At 72.4% G+C, this 19,131-nt stretch carries 11 protein-coding genes; 9 read left to right on the plus strand and 2 right to left on the minus strand.

The features are described 5' to 3' along the window. The first annotated feature begins 77 nt into the window (after nucleotides 1–77). The gene (glgX, locus tag AB0M18_RS03750; RefSeq protein WP_365755172.1) at nucleotides 78–2,336 is read left to right on the plus strand and encodes a glycogen debranching protein GlgX; all 2,259 of its coding nucleotides are present in this window, start codon (nucleotides 78–80) and stop codon (nucleotides 2,334–2,336) included. Here the strand turns inward: glgX and AB0M18_RS03755 are convergent. Continuing rightward, the gene (locus AB0M18_RS03755) at nucleotides 2,276–3,514 is read right to left on the minus strand and encodes a hypothetical protein (RefSeq protein ID WP_365755173.1); all 1,239 of its coding nucleotides are present in this window, start codon (nucleotides 3,512–3,514) and stop codon (nucleotides 2,276–2,278) included. The genes glgX and AB0M18_RS03755 overlap by 61 nt on opposite strands. A 114-nt stretch (nucleotides 3,515–3,628) precedes the next feature. Between AB0M18_RS03755 and AB0M18_RS03760 the strand changes: the two genes are divergently transcribed. The 4 genes from AB0M18_RS03760 (at nucleotide 3,629) to AB0M18_RS03775 (ending at nucleotide 9,916) form a co-directional block, all read left to right on the plus strand. After that, on the plus strand, nucleotides 3,629–5,431 hold the full coding sequence (locus AB0M18_RS03760; RefSeq protein ID WP_365755174.1) for an ABC transporter ATP-binding protein: 1,803 nt from the start codon (nucleotides 3,629–3,631) through the stop codon (nucleotides 5,429–5,431). Next, nucleotides 5,428–7,275, plus strand: coding sequence for an ABC transporter ATP-binding protein (locus tag AB0M18_RS03765; RefSeq protein ID WP_365755175.1), 1,848 nt, complete (start codon nucleotides 5,428–5,430; stop codon nucleotides 7,273–7,275). Before AB0M18_RS03760 ends, AB0M18_RS03765 begins: the two co-directional genes overlap by 4 nt. A gap of 173 nt (nucleotides 7,276–7,448) precedes the next feature. After that, complete coding sequence (locus AB0M18_RS03770; RefSeq protein ID WP_365755176.1) at nucleotides 7,449–7,688, plus strand: TetR/AcrR family transcriptional regulator C-terminal domain-containing protein; 240 nt, start codon at nucleotides 7,449–7,451, stop codon at nucleotides 7,686–7,688. A gap of 203 nt (nucleotides 7,689–7,891) precedes the next feature. Next, nucleotides 7,892–9,916 carry a M4 family metallopeptidase gene (locus AB0M18_RS03775; RefSeq protein WP_365755177.1) on the plus strand — a complete coding sequence of 675 codons (2,025 nt, stop codon included), beginning with the start codon at nucleotides 7,892–7,894 and terminating at the stop codon, nucleotides 9,914–9,916. 65 nt (nucleotides 9,917–9,981) lie between these two features. Here the strand turns inward: AB0M18_RS03775 and glgP are convergent, their stop codons facing one another. Continuing rightward, nucleotides 9,982–12,549 (minus strand): alpha-glucan family phosphorylase, encoded by a 2,568-nt coding sequence (gene glgP, locus AB0M18_RS03780; protein ID WP_365755178.1) that lies wholly within the window; start codon nucleotides 12,547–12,549, stop codon nucleotides 9,982–9,984. Nucleotides 12,550–12,771: 222 nt separating this feature from the next. On the opposite strand from glgP, the gene AB0M18_RS03785 reads away from it, so the two are divergent. From AB0M18_RS03785 to AB0M18_RS03800, 4 genes are all read left to right on the plus strand, one after another. Beyond that, nucleotides 12,772–13,422 (plus strand): dihydrofolate reductase family protein, encoded by a 651-nt coding sequence (locus tag AB0M18_RS03785; RefSeq protein ID WP_365755179.1) that lies wholly within the window; start codon nucleotides 12,772–12,774, stop codon nucleotides 13,420–13,422. A 331-nt stretch (nucleotides 13,423–13,753) separates the two neighbouring features. Continuing rightward, complete coding sequence (locus AB0M18_RS03790) at nucleotides 13,754–15,748, plus strand: alpha-1,4-glucan--maltose-1-phosphate maltosyltransferase (RefSeq protein WP_365755180.1); 1,995 nt, start codon at nucleotides 13,754–13,756, stop codon at nucleotides 15,746–15,748. Further along, nucleotides 15,745–17,457: a maltose alpha-D-glucosyltransferase gene (gene treS / locus AB0M18_RS03795; protein ID WP_365755181.1), complete on the plus strand. Its 1,713-nt coding sequence runs from the start codon at nucleotides 15,745–15,747 to the stop codon at nucleotides 17,455–17,457. The genes AB0M18_RS03790 and treS overlap by 4 nt, the downstream gene beginning before the upstream one ends. A 211-nt stretch (nucleotides 17,458–17,668) precedes the next feature. Next, the gene (locus AB0M18_RS03800; protein ID WP_365755182.1) at nucleotides 17,669–19,018 is read left to right on the plus strand and encodes a maltokinase; all 1,350 of its coding nucleotides are present in this window, start codon (nucleotides 17,669–17,671) and stop codon (nucleotides 19,016–19,018) included. Nucleotides 19,019–19,131: the final 113 nt, after the last annotated feature.

Consider the following 19,131-nt stretch of genomic DNA (forward strand, 5'->3'; position numbering starts at 1 on the left):
CAGGTGGGAGAACACGTACGGGGGATCGCCGCCGGGACGCGGCCGTCCCCCGTACGAGAGCCGCGGGAGGCCGGACGGTGTCGAGCGCAGCCGAGCAGGAGGCGGTACGTCAGCATGCCCGCGTGCCGCGGGAGGCGGCGGTGTGGCCGGGCGCGCCCACGCCCCTCGGCGCCCGCTGCCGGGTGGGGCCCGGCGGGGTCGCGGGCACCAACTTCGCGCTGTGGGCGGGCGGGGCGGAGGCCGTGGAGCTGTGTCTGTTCGACGCGGACGGCGTCGAGACGCGGCTGCCGCTCACCGAGCTGACCCACGAGATCTGGCACGGTTTCGTGCCCGGCTTCGGCCCCGGGCAGCGTTACGGCTACCGGGTGCACGGCCGCTGGGACCCGTGGACCGGGGCCCGCTGGAACCCGGCGAAGCTGCTTCTCGACCCGTACGCGCGGGCGGTCGACGGCGCCTTCGCGCTCCCTCCCGAGGTGTACGGGCACGTCCGCGACTGGCCGCAGCAGCATGTCGCCGACACCGTCCGCGACGAGCGGGACTCCGCCCCGTACGTCCCCAAGGGCGTGGTCGTGCAGGACGACGACGACTGGTCGGACGATCGCAGGCCCAAGACCCCCTGGCCGGACTCCGTCCTCTACGAGCTGCACGTCAAGGGCTTCACCGCCCGCCACCCGGGCATCCCCGAGCAGCTGCGCGGCACCTACGCGGGCCTCGCCCACCCGGCGGCCGTCGAGCATCTCGTACGGCTCGGGGTGACGGCCGTCGAGCTGCTGCCGGTGCACCAGTTCGCGCACGAGGACCATCTGCTGCGCCGCGGTCTGACCAACTACTGGGGCTACAACTCGATCGGCTACTTCGCCCCGCACGCCGCCTACTCCTCCTCGGGCACGACCGGTCAGCAGGTCGGCGAGTTCAAGCGGATGGTGCGGGCGCTGCACGCGGCCGGCATCGAGGTCATCCTCGACGTGGTCTACAACCACACCGCCGAGGCCGGCGAGCTCGGCCCCACCCTGTCCCTGAAGGGCATCGACAACCGCGGCTACTACCGGCTCCAGTCGGACGCGCGGCGATACGCCGACTACACCGGCTGCGGCAACACCCTGCACGTCGTGCAGCCGCAGGTGCTGCGGCTCATCACCGACAGCCTGCGCTACTGGGTGACCGAGATGGGCGTGGACGGCTTCCGCTTCGACCTGGCCGCGGCCCTCGCCCGGTCGATGCACGACGTCGACATGCTGTCCCCGTTCCTCGCGGTCATCGCGCAGGACCCGGTCCTCCGCCGGGTGAAGCTGATCGCCGAGCCGTGGGACGTCGGCAACGGCGGCTACCAGGTGGGCGCCTTCCCACCGCTGTGGACGGAGTGGAACGACCGCTACCGGGACGCGGTACGGGACTTCTGGCGCGGCGCGCTGCCGGACGTGCGCGACCTCGGCTACCGGCTCTCCGGCTCCAGCGACCTCTACGCCTGGGGCGGGCGGCGCCCGTACGCCTCGGTCAACTTCGTCACCGCCCACGACGGCTTCACCCTGCGCGACCTGGTCACCTACGAGCGCAAGCACAACGAGGCCAACGGCGAGGGCAACCGGGACGGCACGGACGACAACCGGGCCTGGAACTGCGGGGTGGAGGGCGAGACCGACGACCCGGCGGTCAACGCCCTGCGCCGCCGTCAGACGCGCAACCTGATGACGAGCGTGCTGCTCTCCACCGGTGTGCCGATGCTCGTCGCGGGCGACGAGATGGGCCGCACCCAGGGCGGCAACAACAACGCCTACTGCCAGGACAACGAGATCGGCTGGCTCGACTGGAGCCTGCCGGACGAGCCGGGCCGCGCCGCGCTCCTGGCCCTCACCCGTCGGCTGCTCGCGCTGCGCCACCGCCACCCGGTGCTGCGCCGCCGGGCCTTCTTCTCCGGCCGGCGGGGCGCGGACGGGCTGCGCGACCTGGCCTGGTTCACGGCGGCCGGCACCGAGATGACGGAGCCCGACTGGTACGCCCCGGCCGCCACCCTCGGCCTCTATCTGTCCGGCCGCGACATCCCGGGCCGCGACCCGCGCGGCGAGCGGATCACCGACGACAGCTTCCTCGCCGTCCTGCACGCGGGCCCCGATCCGGTGGACTTCCGGCTGCCGGGCCCGCCGTGGGCGGAGTCGTACGAACTGGTCGTGGACACCGCCCGCGAGGAGCAGTCCGATCCGCCGGGCACGGTGCACCGGGGCGGGGGGGTGCTGGAGGTGGCGGGGCGGTCGGTGGTGCTGTTGCGGGTGGCGGGAGTTCAGGAGAGCCGGACGAAGCAGGTGAAGTCGCCCGCGATCTCGACGTCGGGGCCGGTGTAGGAGGAGCTGCTGGAGCTGCTGCCGGTGGTGAAGTACGTGCCGGCGGGGTGCGCGTCGGCCACCCAGGCGTCCGGCGCGGACCGGAAGGCACTGCGGCAGCGCTCCCTGGCCTTCTTGTCGGCGACGCCGGTCGGGTTCTCCTGGATGGTCTCCTTGATCTTCACCTGGCCGAAGACCCTCAGGTCGGCGTCCTTCCCGCAGGGAACGGTACGCACCAGGGCGAGGCTGACGCCGAGTCCGGTGTCGGAGGAGGCGCAGGCGCCGGGCTTGACCTCGGCGAGCGGGGCGAGGGCCTTCTCGGCGTCCTCCAGCGTGCCGCTCTTCTCCGCCGTCGGGGCGGGGACGGTGGTGCCGCCGTGGCCGGTGAGGGTGTAGTCCGCCTTGAGGGAGGTGACGCCCTTGAGGACACCGCCCTCGTGCATCCACTTCAGGAGGGTCGTGTAGTCGGCGCTCGCGCGGGTGAGCCGGCCCTGCCCGTCGAGGACGACCGTCAGCGAGACGAGCCCGTCGCGGTCGCTGTACATGGCCGCGTCGGCGAGGCTCGCCGGCAGGGCGTCGTTGGCCGTCTGCCACGGGACGCTCAGCTCGTACGTGCGGCTGCCGTCGGCGCCCTTGGCCGGCTGCTTCTCGGCGTCGGCGTTGCGCACCACCTCGGCGAGGGTCCCGCCGAACGGAGCGGCGTCACCGGCCCTCATGAGGATGCCGGCGAAGCGGTCGACCACGTCCATGGACGCCTGCGAGGAGTAGCGCAGCCAGCCCCCCTGCCGGGTGCGGTAGTCGACCTGGTTGCCCTTGACCTCGTACACCTCGGGCACGGGCTTCGCACCGGACCGGCCGCCGAGGTCGGCGACGGCGTCCTCGGGGAAGCGACGCGGGATGTCCAGGACGCGCTCGGCGCGGGCGGTGTCCTTCGCGTAGTCCTGCGTGCCGGTCGTGCGGTCCACGGCCGTGCCCTTGGCCGAGCCGTAGCTGAGCGTCCACGTGAAGGCGGACGAGCCGGCCGCCGTGGTCGCCCGGGAGGCGGCCGACAACTGGTCGTCGAGCCGTACCTCGTACACGGGCGTGCCCGTCGGCTTCGGCGCCTTCGCGTCCGTGGCCGCGGCGCCGCCGGACCGGCAGCCGGCCAGGGCCGCGAGCAGCAGCGGCAGCGCCGCCCATCTGACAGGCACGTTCCTCATGTGTCTCCCCACCCCTTGATCGCCGAGCGGAGATCGTACGGGATGCCGCCGACGGGGCCGGCGGCCGGAAAACCACATGAGGGATGTCAGGGGTGAACCCTAGGCTCGGACCTGATGCCAGAAAAACACGCCCCCGCCAGGGACCGGTCCGCCGTCCGCTCGTTGCTGCGCCTCTGGCCGTACGTACGGCCCGTGCGCGCCCGTCTGTTCACCGCCGCGATCGTCGCGATCGTCGCCTCCTGTCTGTCGCTCGTCATTCCGCTGGTCCTGAAGTGGCTGGTCGACGGGCCGGTCACGGACCGGGACACGACCGGCGTGTGGTTCGGCGCCCTCTACCTGCTGCTGCTCGGCATCGCCGAGGCGCTGCTCTTCGGCCTGCGGCGCTGGCTGGTGGCCCGGCCGCTGGCCGGTGTCGAGGCGCGCATGCGGGACGCGCTCTACCGGCGGCTCCAGCGCCTCCCGATCGCCTTCCACGACCGCTGGGCCTCCGGCCAGCTGCTCTCGCGCGGCACCACGGACCTGATGCTGGTCCGGCTGTTCCTGGCCTTCCCGCTGACCTTCCTGCTGGTCAACGGGGTGACGATCCTGGTCGGTTACGCGGTGCTGCTCGCCCAGGACTGGACGCTGGGCCTGGTGCTGCTCACCCCGGTGGCGCCGATGGTGATCCTCTGCTCGCTCTTCGAGCGGAAGTACGCGGTGGTGGCGCGGCGGGCGCAGGACCAGGTGGGCGATCTGACGACGGTGGTCGAGGAGAGCGTCCTCGGCATCCGCGTCGTCAAGGGCTTCGGCCGCCACCGCAGCCAGGCGGAGGCCTTCCGGGCCCTGGCCGAACGGCTGCGGGGCACGGAACTGGCCAAGGCCCGGCTGCTCGCCGGGATCTGGGCGCTCATCACCTTCCTGCCGGAGCTCGCGGTGGGCGCGGCCCTGGTGCTCGGCACCGTGCAGGTCGCGAACGGCGAGCTGTCGGCGGGCACCCTGGTGGCCTTCCTGTCGACGGCGCTGGCGCTGCGCTGGCCGGTGGAGTCGATCGGCTTCCTGCTCGCGATGAGCCAGGAGGCGGCGACCGCGGCGGAACGGTACTTCGAGGTGATGGACGCGGCGGTGGAGACGGATGCGGTGGAGGGCGCCGATGCGCCTGGAGCCGGGACCGAGTCCCTCGCCGACGGGGTGCGGTTCGAGAACGTCGCCTTCCGTTTTCCCGACGCGCCGGCGGACGCGCCGCCCGTGCTCGACGGGATCGACCTGCACGTACGGCCCGGCGAGACGCTGGCGCTCGTCGGCGCCACCGGCAGCGGCAAGACCACGCTCACCGCACTCGTACCGCGCCTGCACGAGCACACCGGCGGGCGGATCCTGCTCGACGGCGAGGACATCACGCTCATGCCGCGCGACCGGCTGAGGTCGCTGGTGTCGATGGCCTTCGAGGACCCCACCCTCTTCTCGGCGAGCATCGGCGAGAACGTCCTGATGGGCGCGGGACCGGACGCGGGCGAGCCGGAGCTGCGGCGCGCGCTGGCCGTCGCCCAGGCCGAGGGCTTCGTGGACCGGCTGCCCGACGGCACCGCGACCCAGGTCGGCGAGCAGGGCCTGAGCCTGTCCGGCGGGCAGCGCCAGCGCCTCGCGCTGGCCCGCGCGGTGGTCGGCCGCCCGCGCTTCCTGGTCCTGGACGACCCGCTCTCCGCACTCGACGTGCACACCGAGGCCCGGGTCGAGGCGGCGCTGCGGGAGGTGCTGCGCGACACCACCGCCCTGGTGGTGGCGCACCGCCCGTCGACGGTGCTGCTCGCGGACCGGGTGGCGCTGCTGTCCGGTGGCCGGATCACGGCGGTGGGCACGCATCAGGAACTGCTGCGGGAGAGCGCGGAGTACGCCTGGCTGATGTCGGGCGCGGGCGACGAGAACCAGGGGGAACGATGACGAACACCGAGTCGGCGGCGGCCACGGAGCCGAAGAGGGACGCCGCGCCCGCTCCCGATCCCTTCGACCAGGACGACCTGCCCGCCGCGCCCGGTGCGACCGGCCGGCTGCTGCGCTCGCTGCTCTCCGCGCACCGGGCGCGGGTGGTGGTCGCGGCCCTGGTGCTGCTCGTGCAGCAGGCCGCGCTGCAGGCGGGCCCGCTCCTGGTGGCGTACGCGATCGACCGGGGCGTGCCGGCCTTCCGGGACGGGAACCACGCCCCGCTGATCGCGGTGGCGCTCGGCTATCTCGTGTGTGCGGCGGGCAGCGGCCTGCTGCAGTACGCGTTCGTGCGCGCGGCGGCCCGGATCAACCAGGACGTGCTGCTCGACCTGCGCGGACGGATCTTCCGGCACGCGCAGGTGCTCAGCGTGGACTTCCACGAGCGCTACACCTCCGGCCGGCTGATCTCCCGGTCGACCACCGATGTCGAGTCGCTGCGCGAGCTGCTCTCCGAGGGCCTGCAGGAACTCATCGGCGTCGTCCTGTCCTTCGTCTCGATCTCGCTGATGCTGCTCTGGCTGGACCTGGGCATCGGCGCGGTGGCGGTGGCCTCGTTCGGGCCGCTGTATCTGCTCGTCCAGCGGTACCGGCGGCGTACGGCGGTGGTGTTCGCGGTGCGGTCGACGGCGATCGCCGGGGTGATCGTGAAGTTCGCGGAGACGATGAACGGCATCCGGCCGGTACGGGCGTTCCGCCGGGAGCGGGCCAACGACGTGGAGTTCGGCGCCCTCAACGACCGGCACGAGCGCAGCAACGGCGACGCGATCCTGGAGATGGCGCGCTATGTCGTCGGCTCGCGGCTCGTCGCCAACACGGCGGTGGCCGGCATGTGTCTGTGGGGCGCGCTGCGGGTCGTGGACGGCTCGCTCGAACTGGGTGTGCTGGCCGCCGCGGTGCTGTACGTCCGGCGGCTCTACGACCCGATCGACCGGCTCGGGATGTTCCTCAACTCGTACGAGTCGGCGGCGGCCTCGCTCGCCAAGATCGCGGGCCTGCTCGCGCAGGAGCCGGGCGTCCCGGAGACGGCGACCCCGCGCCCGCTGCCGGAGCGGACCGGGTCGCCGGGGCGGGAGGTCGTCTTCGAGGGCGTCCGCTTCGCGTACCGGACGGGCGGCGAGGTGCTGCCGCGCTTCGACCTGACGATCCCGGCCGGGCAGACGGTCGCGGTGGTCGGCGCGACCGGCGCGGGCAAGTCGACGCTCGCGAAGCTGCTCGCCCGCTTCTACGACCCGACGGACGGGCGGGTCCTGCTCGACGGGGTCGACCTGCGGGACCTGGCGACTCCGGAACTGCGGCGCGGGGTGGTGATGGTGACGCAGGAGGCGTTCCTGTTCTCCGGGACGGTCGCCGAGAACATCGCGATCGGGCGGCCGGACGCGAGCCGCGAGGAGATCGAGCAGGCGGCGAAGGCGATCGGCGCCCATGACTTCATCGCGGGCCTCCCGGACGGCTACGACACGGACGTCCGCAAGCGCGGCGGCCGTATCTCGGCCGGTCAGCGCCAGTTGGTGGCCTTCGCCCGCGCGCTCCTCGCCGACCCGGCGGTCCTCATCCTCGACGAGGCGACCAGTTCCCTCGACGTCCCCGGCGAGCGCGCCGTCCAGCGCGCCATGGACACCGTCCTCGCCGGCCGCACCGCCGTGGTCATCGCCCACCGCCTCTCCACGGTCGAGGTCGCCGACCGCGTCCTGGTCATGGACGCGGGCCACATCGCCGAGGACGGCACCCCCGCCGCCCTGGTCCACGGCGACGGCCACTACGCGGGCCTGCACCGCGCGTGGCGGGACAGCCTGGTGGGCTGACGGGGGGGCGGCGCCCCGAGCCGTCCCCGCGCGGCGCGGCGGCCGTCGGACCGGCCGACGCGGAGGGGCTCGGCGCGCTGAGGGGCGCGCGCCGGCTGCGCGGGGTGTACGGTCCACGCCGATGACGGCGGGGGCCGCACCGCCATCTGGCGATCTTCGCGTATGTCCAAGGAGTGGGAACGGCCGACGACTTGGAGGAGCGGGCGGGGCAGGAGACGGGCCTGTCGGGCGACGAGCGGAGGGAAACGAACGAGCCACGGCTCGACGCGATCCGGTCGGCCGGTTCCTACCCTCTCCTGAAGGCCCTGACAGAGGAGGGCGGGTTCGTTCTCGGCCTGGAGTCGCTCTTCGAATTCGGCCTCAGGAGAACGCTGGACGGCATCGCCGTCATGATCGGCGAAACGTTCGCTTAACGAACACCCCCCTTCGGCCATCGGACGAATTCCGGCCAACTTGTTGACGCGCTCCTGACAGGCACTGTCCATACCTGCCACTCTCTCCCCGGCTCTTCGCAAACACGTTCAGCCGTTCACCCGCATGTGCTCCACAGCTCTGCTTGCTCTGCCCGGCCGTCCCCACCCAGCCGGCCGGTACCCCCCTCGCAAAAGGAGTCTGCGTGAGATCCACGCCCAGCCGTCGCGCCACCGCGACCGGCGCTCTGATCGCTGCCGCCGCCATGATCGCCGTAGGCGTCCAGACCGGCACCGCCACCGCCGACCAGCTCGGCGCCGCGCCCCAGGCCCCGGCCGCCGGCAAGGCCGACCCCGGCAAGCTGCCGGCCGACCTCTCCCCGGCCGAGCGCGCCGCGCTGATCAAGGCCGCCCAGGCCGACACGGCCGCCACCGCCCAGCGGCTCGGCCTCGGCGCCCAGGAGAAGCTGGTCGTCCGCGACGTGGTCCAGAGCGTCGACGGCACGACCTACACGCGCTACGAGCGCACCTTCCAGGGCCTGCCGGTGCTCGGCGGCGACCTCGTCGTCGAGGAGACCAAGGCCGGCGCGACCGCCTCGGTCACCAAGGCCACCCGCGCGGACATCACCAAGGTCGACGTCGCCGCCGCGACCGTCGCCCCGGCCGCCGCCGAGCAGCAGGCGATCGGCCGCGCCAACGCCGAGGGCGCCAAGTCCACCAAGGCGGACCGCGCCCCGCGCAAGGTCGTCTGGGCCGCGAACGGCACGCCCGTCCTCGCGTACGAGACCGTCGTCGGCGGCCTCCAGCACGACGGCACCCCGAACGAGCTGCACGTCGTCACGGACGCCAGGTCCGGTGCCAAGCTCTACGAGTGGCAGGCCATCGAGACCGGCATCGGCAACACGATGTACAGCGGCCAGGTGACCCTCGGCACCGCGCCCTCGTACTCGCTGACCGACACCGCGCGCGGCAACCACAAGACGTACAACCTCAACGGCGGTACGTCGGGCACCGGCACGCTGTTCACCAACAGCACCGACACCTGGGGCAACGGCCTGCCCTCCAACAAGGAGACGGCCGGCGCCGACGCCCACTACGGCGCCGCGCTCACCTGGGACTACTACAAGAGCGTGCACGGCCGCAACGGCATCCGCGGCGACGGCGTCGGCGCGTACTCCCGGGTCCACTACGGCAACGCGTACGTCAACGCCTTCTGGTCCGACTCCTGCTTCTGCATGACGTACGGCGACGGCACCAACAACAGCAAGCCGCTGACGTCCATCGACGTGGCCGCGCACGAGATGACGCACGGCGTCACCTCCAACACCGCGGGCCTGGTCTACAGCGGTGAGTCCGGCGGCCTCAACGAGGCCACCTCGGACATCTTCGCGGCGGCCGTCGAGTTCTACGCCAACAACGCCAACGACCCGGGCGACTACCTCGTCGGCGAGAAGATCGACATCCGCGGCAACGGCACCCCGCTGCGCTACATGGACAAGCCGAGCAAGGACGGCTCGTCCAAGGACGCGTGGTACTCGGGCATCGGCTCCATCGACGTCCACTACTCCTCGGGCCCGGCGAACCACTTCTTCTACCTGCTCTCCGAGGGCAGCGGCGCCAAGACCGTCAACGGCGTGAACTACGACTCGCCGACCTCCGACGGCCTGCCGGTCACCGGCATCGGCATCGCCAAGGCCCGGATGATCTGGTTCAAGGCGCTCACCACCAAGTTCACCTCGAACACCAACTACGCCGGTGCCCGCACCGGTACGGTCGCCGCCGCCACCGAGCTCTACGGGGCCGGCAGCGCCGAGGTCACGGCCGTCGAGAACGCCTGGGCCGGCGTCAACGTCGGCTCCCGCCCCGGCGGCGGCGGTGGCGGCACGGTGTTCACCAACGACACCAACGTCAACATCCCGGACTCCCCCGGCGCCGCGGTGACCTCCTCGATCAGCGTCACGGGCATCAGCGGCAACGCGCCCAGCAACCTCGCCGTCGGCGTGGACATCGTCCACACCTGGATCGGTGACCTGGTCGTCGACCTCATCGCCCCCGACGGCACGGTCTACAACCTGCACAACCGGACCGGCAGCAGCGCGGACAACATCCAGCAGACCTACACCGTGAACGCCTCCTCCGAGGTCGCCAACGGCACCTGGAAGCTCCGCGTCCAGGACAAGGCCGGGGCCGACACCGGCTACATCAACAGCTTCAAGCTGACCTTCCCGTAAGGGAGGCACACGAAGGGCCCCGGGGCGGATGCGCCCCGGGGCCCTTCGGCGTTCGCGAAGCCCCCTCAGCGCATCAGCACCCCCGCCCCCTCCCCCGTCGTCTCCGCCGGGAGGGCCGCCAGGCCCAGTTCCGCCGGGTGGGTGAGCAGCGGGTGGGAGGGGAGGACGCGGACCGTGCAGCCGAAGGGGCCCGTGCGGTCCAGGGAGAGGGTGCCCGCGTACGGGAGGCGGCCCTCCAGGTCCGGGCCGCCCGCGGGCTTGAGGACGCCGGTGCGGGGGTCGAGCAGGCGGTCGTCGGCGTCGACGCGGCCGGTGACCACCTGGACCTCGACGTCGTCGGGGCCGAGCTCGCCGAGCGACACCCGGACCCGGACCGCCGGGGTCGCGCCCAGCTCCGCGTCCCGCAGGTCGTCGCCGACCTCCACGTGGTCGACCGAGACCTTCGGCCAGGCGGCCCGTACGCGGGCCTTCCAGGCGGCGAGTTCGCGGGCCGGGGCCGGGCCGAGGGCCCGGTGGGCGTCGGCCGCCGGGACGTAGAGCCGCTCCACGTACTCCTGGACCATGCGGTCGGCGAGCACCCTGGGGCCGAGGTCGGTGAGGGTGCGGCGGACCATCGCGGTCCAGCCGGCCGGCACCCCGTCCGCGCCCCGGTCGTAGAAGCGGGGCGCGACCCGGCGCTCGATCAGCTCGTACAGCGCGGCGGCCTCCAGGTCGTCGCGGCGCTCCTCGTCGAGCGCGGCGGCGCCGTCGGCGGTGGGGATGGCCCAGCCGAAGTCCGGCTCGAACCACTCGTCCCACCAGCCGTCCAGGACCGAGAGGTTGAGGCAGCCGTTGAGCGCGGCCTTCATCCCGCTGGTGCCGCAGGCCTCCAGGGGGCGCAGCGGGTTGTTCAGCCACACGTCGCAGCCCGGGTAGAGGCCGCGGGCCATGCCCATGCCGTAGTCGGGCAGGAAGACGATCCGGTGCCGCACCCGAGGATCGTCGGCGAACCGCACCAGCTCCTGCACCAGCTTCTTGCCGCCGTCGTCGGCCGGGTGCGCCTTGCCCGCGACGACCAGCTGCACCGGCCGCTCGGGGTGCAGCAGCAGCGCCCGCAGCCGGTCCTTGTCGCGCAGCATCAGGGTGAGGCGCTTGTACGAGGGGACCCGGCGGGCGAAGCCGATGGTGAGCACGTCGGGGTCGAGGACCGAGTCGGTCCAGCCGAGTTCGGCGGCGGCCGCACCGCGCTGCCGCCAGGAGGCCCGCAGCCGCTGCCGTACGTCGAGCACGAGCCGTTCGCGCAGGGTGCGGCGCAGCTCCCACAGCTCGCCGTCGGAGGCGTCGGGGGCGAGCCCGGCGACCTCGGGGGCGGTCCAGGTGGGGGCGTGCACGCCGTTGGTGACGGAGGTGAGCGGGACCTCGTCGGCGTCGAAGCCGGGCCACAGCCCGGCGAACATGGCGCGGCTGACGGCGCCGTGCAGGGTGGACACGCCGTTGGCGCGGCGGGCCAGGCGCAGGCCCATGGCGGCCATGTTGAAGACGCCGGGGTCGCCGCCGAGCGGGGTCTCGTCGCCGAGGGCGAGGATCCGGCCGGTGTCGACGCCGGGCAGCGCGCCGTCCTCGCCGAGGTGGCGGGCGACCAGGGTGCGGTCGAAGCGGTCGATGCCGGCGGGCACGGGCGTGTGGGTGGTGAACACGGTCCCGGCGCGGACGGCCTCCAGGGCGGCGTCGAAGTCGAGCCCGGGCCGCCCGTCCGCCGCCGGTTCGGCCAGTTCGCGGATGCGTTCCAGGCCGAGGAAGCCGGCGTGGCCCTCGTTGGTGTGGAAGACCTCGGGCGCGGGGGCGCCGGTGAGCCTGCTGTACGTACGGAGGGCGCGGACGCCGCCGATGCCGAGCAGCATCTCCTGGAGCAGCCGGTGCTCGCTGCCGCCGCCGTACAGCCGGTCGGTGACCTCGCGTTCGCCGGGGGCGTTCTCCTCGACGTCCGAGTCGAGCATGAGGAGCGGGACCCGGCCGACCCGGGCGATCCAGATGTGGGCGTGCAGACTGCGCCCGCCGGGCAGGGCGAGGGTGACCCGGGCGGGGGTGCCGTCGGGCTCGCGCAGCAGGGAGAGTGGGAGTTCGCCCGGGTCGAGTACCGGATAGTGCTCCTGCTGCCAGCCGTCGCGGGAGAGCGACTGCCGGAAGTAGCCGTGCCGGTAGAGCAGTCCGACGGCGATCAGCGGCACACCGAGGTCGCTGGCGGCCTTGAGGTGGTCGCCGGCCAGGATGCCGAGGCCGCCGGAGTACTGCGGGAGGGCGGCGGTGACGCCGAACTCGGGCGAGAAGTAGCCGATCGAGGCGGGCAGGTCGCCGGGCTGCCGCTGGTACCAGCGGGGTTCGGTCAGATAGCGGTCCAGGTCCTCGGCGGCCGTCCGCAGCCGGGCCAGGAAGTCCGGGTCGGCGGCGAGCGCGGCGAGCCGCCCGGAGTCGATGGCGCCGAGCGCGCGGACGGGGTCGCCGTCGGCGGCGCGGACCCCTTCGGGGTCCGCGGACTCGAAGAGCGCGCGGGTGGGGTCGTGCCAGGACCAGCGCAGGTTGCCCGCCAGGTCGGCGAGCGGTCGAAGGGTGTCGGGGAGGACGGGACGCACGGTGAATCGACGGATTGCCTTCACGTGTTCCACCTTCGCAGGAGGTGACGGAGCGGAGCGGAAGCACCACGCTGTGCGCCCGCCGTGTTCCGTGCCGTGTCGCGTGACCGGACGCTAGGGCACGTGGGGCGGCGCGCGCCACGGCGCGCGAAGGAGGCACGGCGGCGCGGCGATGAGTTTCCGCGTCCCGGGCGGTCTCATCATCGTCACGACATCCATGGCCCGGCCCGGAAGGAACACCACCCCATGGCACGGCAACTGCTGAAGGTCCAGAACTTCAACGTCTCGCTCGACGGCGTCGCGGCCGGCGAGGACCAGTCCCTTGAGCACCCGTTCGGCAGCCACCTCGACCCGGCGCGGATCTTCGCCTGGTGCGGGGCGACGGCGAGCTGGCCGACCCGCACCGAGGAGGGCGGCAGCCGGGGTCTGGACGACTACCTGGTCCGGGACTTCTCGCACAACATCGGCGCCGAGATCATGGGCCGCAACAAGTTCGGCCCGCAGCGCGGTCCGTGGCAGGACCTTCGGTGGCAGGGCTGGTGGGGCGACGAGCCGCCGTTCCACACCCCGGTGTTCGTGCTGACCCACCACCCGCGGCCCTCGTTCACGCTCTCCGACACCACCTTCCACTTCGTGGACGCCGATCCGGCCGCGGCCCTGGAGATGGCCAAGGAGGCGGCGGGCGGGAAGGACGTGCGGCTCGGCGGCGGGGTCACCACGATCCGCGAGTTCCTGGCCGCCGGCCTGGTCGACACCCTGCACGTGGCGGTCTCCCCCGTGAAGCTGGGCTCCGGCCTGCGGCTGTGGGACTCGCCCGAGGAGCTGACCGACCGTTACCACCTCGACGTGGTGCCGAGCCCGAGCGGGGTCACCCACCACCTGTTCTGGCGGAAGTGACCCGGCGGGATCCGCCGAGAACAGCGAACCGGAACCGGCTCCGTCCCCCAAGGACGGGGCCGGTTCTCTGTCGGGGCCGCGTTCTTGTCCGGGAGATGTTCTTGTCGTTGGCGACCCTACGTCCTAGTAGTTAACAAAGCGCCGGATTGCCCACCCGAATTCGGGGGGAAGGCTCCTCCTCGTACCCCGTCGTACTCCTCCGAGACCCGCCATCCGAGTGAACGCGCACCGGCGCGGCCATGCCCTCAACTCCCCGGCCGTCGACGGAGCTAGAAAGAGCGCACACCACCCGCACCCTCGCGAACCGTCAGGTGATGCCGTGAATCCGCTCATGGGACGCATTCCCGTCCTGGACGTCAGCCCTCTGGTCGACTGTGGCCGCCGCCCCGCGAAGGCGGTGGTGGGCGAGACCTTCGAGGTCACGGCCACCGTCTTCCGCGAGGGCCACGACGCCGTCGCCGCCAATGTCGTGCTGCGCGGCCCGTCCGGGCGGCCCGGGCCCTGGACCCCGATGCGGGAGCTGGCACCGGGCACCGACCGGTGGGGCGCCGAGGTCACCCCGGACGCCGAGGGCCTGTGGACGTACACCGTCGAGGCATGGAGCGATCCGCTCGCGACCTGGCGGCACACCGCGAGGATCAAGATCCCGGCCGGGATCGACTCCGAACTGGTCCTCGCCGAGGGCGCGGAGCTGCACGAGCGGGCCGCGAAGGGCGTGCCGAAGAAGGGCGGCGGCCGGGAGGCGGTGCTCGCGGTCGCGGACACCCTGCGCGACGAGTCCCGTCCGGCGGCGGTGCGGCTCGCGGCGGCGCTCGCGCCCCGCGTGGTGGAGTCCCTGGACCGGCATCCGCTGCGCGAACTGGTCAGCCAGTCCCCCGCGTTGCCGCTGCGGGTCGAGCGGGAGCGGGCCCTGTTCGGTTCGTGGTACGAGTTCTTCCCGCGCTCCGAGGGGGTGCGAACGGTCCGCGGCCGGACGAAGCCGGGCACCTTCCGCACGGCGGCGAAGCGGCTCCCGGCCATCGCCGCGATGGGCTTCGACGTGGTGTACCTTCCGCCGATCCATCCGATCGGCGTGACCCACCGCAAGGGCCCGAACAACTCGCTGTCGGCTAGCCCGGAGGACGTGGGCGTGCCGTGGGCGATCGGCTCTCCGGAAGGCGGGCACGACGCCGTCCATCCGGACCTGGGCACGATCGAGGACTTCGACGCCTTCGTGGCGCGGGCGCGCGAGCTGCGCCTGGAGATCGCGCTCGACTTCGCGCTCCAGTGCTCGCCCGACCACCCGTGGGTGGAGAAGCACCCGGAGTGGTTCGCCCGGCGCCCGGACGGCTCGATCGCGTACGCCGAGAACCCGCCGAAGAAGTACCAGGACATCTACCCGATCGACTTCGACGGCGCCGGCGACGGCATGGACGGGATCGTCGCGGAGACCGTGCGGGTGCTGCGGCACTGGATGGACCACGGGGTGCGGATCTTCCGGGTGGACAACCCGCACACCAAGCCGGTGGTTTTCTGGGAGCGGGTGATCGGCGAGATCAACGCGGCGGACCCGGACGTCGTCTTCCTGGCGGAGGCGTTCACGCGCCCTGCGATGATGCGCACGCTCGGCGCGGTCGGCTTCCAGCAGTCGTACACGTACTTCACGTGGCGCAACACCAAGGCGGAGCTGACCGAGTACCTGACGGAGCTGTCCGGGGACGCGGCCGCGCACATGCGCCCGAACCTCTTCGTGAACACCCCGGACATCCTGCACGCCTATCTGCAGCACGGCGGCCGGCCGGCCTTCGAGGTGCGGGCGGTCCTTGCCGCGACCCTCTCTCCCACCTGGGGCATGTACGCGGGCTACGAGCTGTGCGAGGGCACCGCGCTGCGCGACGGCTGCGAGGAGTACCTGGACTCGGAGAAGTACCAACTGCGGCCGCGCGACTGGGAGTCGGCGGAGCGCTCGGGCGCCTCGATCGCCCCGCTGATCACGAACCTGAACCGGATCAGGCGCCGCAACCCGGCGCTGCGGCGGCTGCGGAACCTGACCTTCCACGCGACGGACAACGACTCCGTCATCGCGTACGCCAAGCGTTCGGGTCCGAACACCGTTCTGGTGGTCGCCAACCTCGACCCCCACCACACCCAGGAGGCCACGGTCTCGTTGAACATGCCGGAACTCGGCCTCGCCTGGCACGAGACCGTGCCGGTGCGCGACGAGCTCACCGGCGAGACCTATCACTGGGGCAGGGCCAACTACGTGCGTCTGGAACCGGGTGTCACGCCCGCGCACGTGCTCGTCCTGCGACCGTCCCCGCAGACCGGAGGGTCACCCACATCATGACAGTCAACGAACCCGTCCCCGACACCTTCGAGGACACCCCCGCCAGGGACCGCGATCCCGACTGGTTCAAGCGGGCGGTCTTCTACGAGGTCCTGGTCCGCTCCTTCCAGGACAGCAACGGCGACGGAGTCGGCGACCTGAAGGGCATCACGTCGCGCCTCGACTACCTGCAGTGGCTGGGGGTGGACTGCCTCTGGCTGCCCCCGTTCTTCAAGTCGCCGCTGCGCGACGGCGGCTACGACGTCGCCGACTACACCTCGGTGCTGCCCGAGTTCGGCGACCTCGCCGACTTCGTGGAGTTCGTGGACGCGGCGCACGCCCGCGGGATGCGCGTGATCATCGACTTCGTGATGAACCACACGAGCGACGCGCACCCGTGGTTCCAGGAGTCCCGCACCGACCCCGACGGCCCCTACGGGGACTACTACGTCTGGGCGGACGACGACAAGCAGTACCCGGACGCCCGGATCATCTTCGTCGACACGGAGACGTCCAACTGGACCTTCGACCCGGTCCGCAAGCAGTACTACTGGCACCGCTTCTTCTCCCACCAGCCCGACCTCAACTACGAGAATCCGCGGGTGCGGGAGGAGATCCTGTCGGCCCTGCGCTTCTGGCTGGACCTGGGCATCGACGGCTTCCGGCTGGACGCGGTGCCGTACCTGTACCAGGAGGAGGGCACCAACTGCGAGAACCTGCCCGCCACCCACGCCTTCCTCCGGGCGGTCCGCAAGGAGATCGACGAGCACTACCCGGACCGGGTGCTGCTCGCCGAGGCCAACCAGTGGCCCGAGGACGTGGTCGACTACTTCGGCGACTTCCGCTCCGGCGGCGACGAGTGCCACATGGCCTTCCACTTCCCGGTCATGCCGCGGATCTTCATGGCCGTGCGGCGCGAGTCGCGCACGCCCGTCTCCGAGATCCTGGCGAAGACGCCGGAGATCCCGTCCGGCTGCCAGTGGGGCATCTTCCTGCGCAACCACGACGAGCTGACCCTCGAGATGGTCACGGACGAAGAGCGCGACTACATGTACGCCGAGTACGCCAAGGACCCGCGGATGCGGGCCAACATCGGCATCCGGCGGCGGCTCGCCCCGCTCCTCGACAACGACCGCAAGCAGATGGAGCTGTTCACCGCGCTGCTGTTCTCGCTGCCGGGCTCGCCGGTGCTCTACTACGGCGACGAGATCGGCATGGGCGACAACATCTGGCTGGGTGACCGGGACGGGGTGCGCACCCCGATGCAGTGGACGCCGGACCGCAACGCGGGCTTCTCGTCGTGCGATCCGGGCCGGCTCTACCTCCCGGCCATCATGGACCCGGTGCACGGCTACCAGGTGACCAATGTGGAGGCGGGGATGGCCTCGCCGTCCTCGTTGCTGCACTGGACGAAGCGGATGATCGAGATCCGTAAGCAGAACCGTGCCTTCGGACTCGGCTCGTACACCGAACTGCCGTCGACGAACCCGGCGGTGCTCGCCTTCCTCCGTGAGTCCGCCCCCGAAGAGGGACTGGACGCCGACCTGGTCCTGTGTGTGAACAACTTCTCCCGGTTCGCGCAGCCGACGGAGCTCGACCTGCGCCGCTTCGACGGTGTGAAGCCGGTGGAGCTGATCGGCGGGGTGGAGTTCCCGGCGATCGGGCAGTGGCCGTATCTGCTGACCCTCGCCGGGCACGGGTTCTACTGGTTCCGCCTCAAGCGATCCTGAAGTACCGTCATTTCAGTTCTGTCCCGTGTGAGGCGGTTTCCACCGCCTCATACCGGGTGGGTCCGTACGGGCCTTCTTGCCGGACCCGTACGGATCTTCCCCTCCGACACGTCCCGCACAGCCGGACAGCCGAAGCCGCCATCCGGGACAATCTGCGCATTTGAACACATACGAACCCACCGTGCGCACCCCGGGGAAAGGACGCGATGCCATGCCGGAGACCGCATCCACCACCCGGGCCCCGGACGCCCTCCTTCCGTCACTCACGCCCCTGCTGCACACCTGGCTGCCCCGGCAGCGCTGGTTCGCCGGCAAGGGCCGCCGGGTCACCGGATTCACGCTGGACGCGGCCACCGAGCTGCTGCCGCTGGACGGCACCGGGCCCGGCCTGATCCATCTGCTCGTCCGGGTCGAGCAACCCGGCCGCCCGGCCGGAACACCCGCCGACTGCTACCAGTTGCTCCTCGGGGTACGGCCCCAACTGCCGCCGCGCCTCGCCCCCGCCCTGATCGGGCGGATCCGCCAGGGGCCGCTGGCCGGCCGGGCCGTCTACGAGGGGCTGCGCGACCCGCGGCTCGCCGGACTGCTCTACGAACGGCTGCGCGCGCCCGGCCGGATCGGCCCGCTGCGCTTCCACACCACCGCGCCGCTGCCGCCCGCGCTCGCCCCGCGGATGCTGGACGCCGAGCAGTCCAACTCCTCCCTGGTCTACGGGGATTCGTTCATCCTGAAGATCTTCCGGCGGGTCAGCCCGGGCGCCAACCCGGACCTGGAGCTGCCGCTCGCCCTGGCCCGGGCCGGCTGCGCGCGGGTGCCGGAGCCCGTCGCCTGGTTCGAGACCGAGCACGCCACCCTCGGCGTCCTCCAGCCCTTCCTGCGCGAGTCGCGGGACGGCTGGCGGCTCGCCCTCGACGCGCTCGCCGACGGACGGGAGTTCACCACCGAGGCCCGCGCGCTCGGCCGGGCCACGGCCGAGGTGCACCTCGCCCTGGCGACCGCCCTGCCCACGGAGCGCCTCCGGCGCGACCGGGCCGCGCACCTGGCCGCCGCGATGGACGCCCGGCTGCACGCCGCCGCGCAGGCGGTGCCCGCGCTCCTGCCGTACGTCCCGGGGCTCCGGGCCGTGTTCGCCGCCGCCGGCGACGCGGGCGGCGCCGGCCCGCTCCAGCGCATCCACGGCGACCTGCACCTCGGCCAGACGCTGCGCGGCTCCGACGGCGCCTGGGCGGTGATCGACTTCGAGGGCGAGCCGGCCAAGCCGCTCGACGAGCGGCGCAGCCCGCAGCCACCGGTCCGCGACATCGCCGGCATGCTCCGCTCCTTCGACTACGCGGCCCGCACCCACCGCCCCTGGAACGCCGACTGGGCGGCCCGCTGCCGCGCCGCCTACTGCACCGGCTACGCGGAGGCCTCCGGCACCGACCCCCGCGCCCACCCCGCCCTCCTCCGCGCCTACGAGACCGACAAGGCGGTCTACGAGGTCGTCTACGAGGCCCGCCACCGCCCGGACTGGCTCCCGGTCCCGATGGCGGCGATCGAGCGCCTGGCGGGGGGAGCGTGACCGTGGACCGCCCGTTCGGCCGAGTGTCCGGTGCGCGGGCGGCGGCGTTGCGCTTGCGTGGAGAGCGCCGGGCGCGTCCGCCCGTACATCACCCACACCTCACCCTTCAGGAG

Source organism: Streptomyces sp. NPDC051909 (genome assembly GCF_040681095.1).
Lineage (GTDB): Bacteria > Actinomycetota > Actinomycetes > Streptomycetales > Streptomycetaceae > Streptomyces.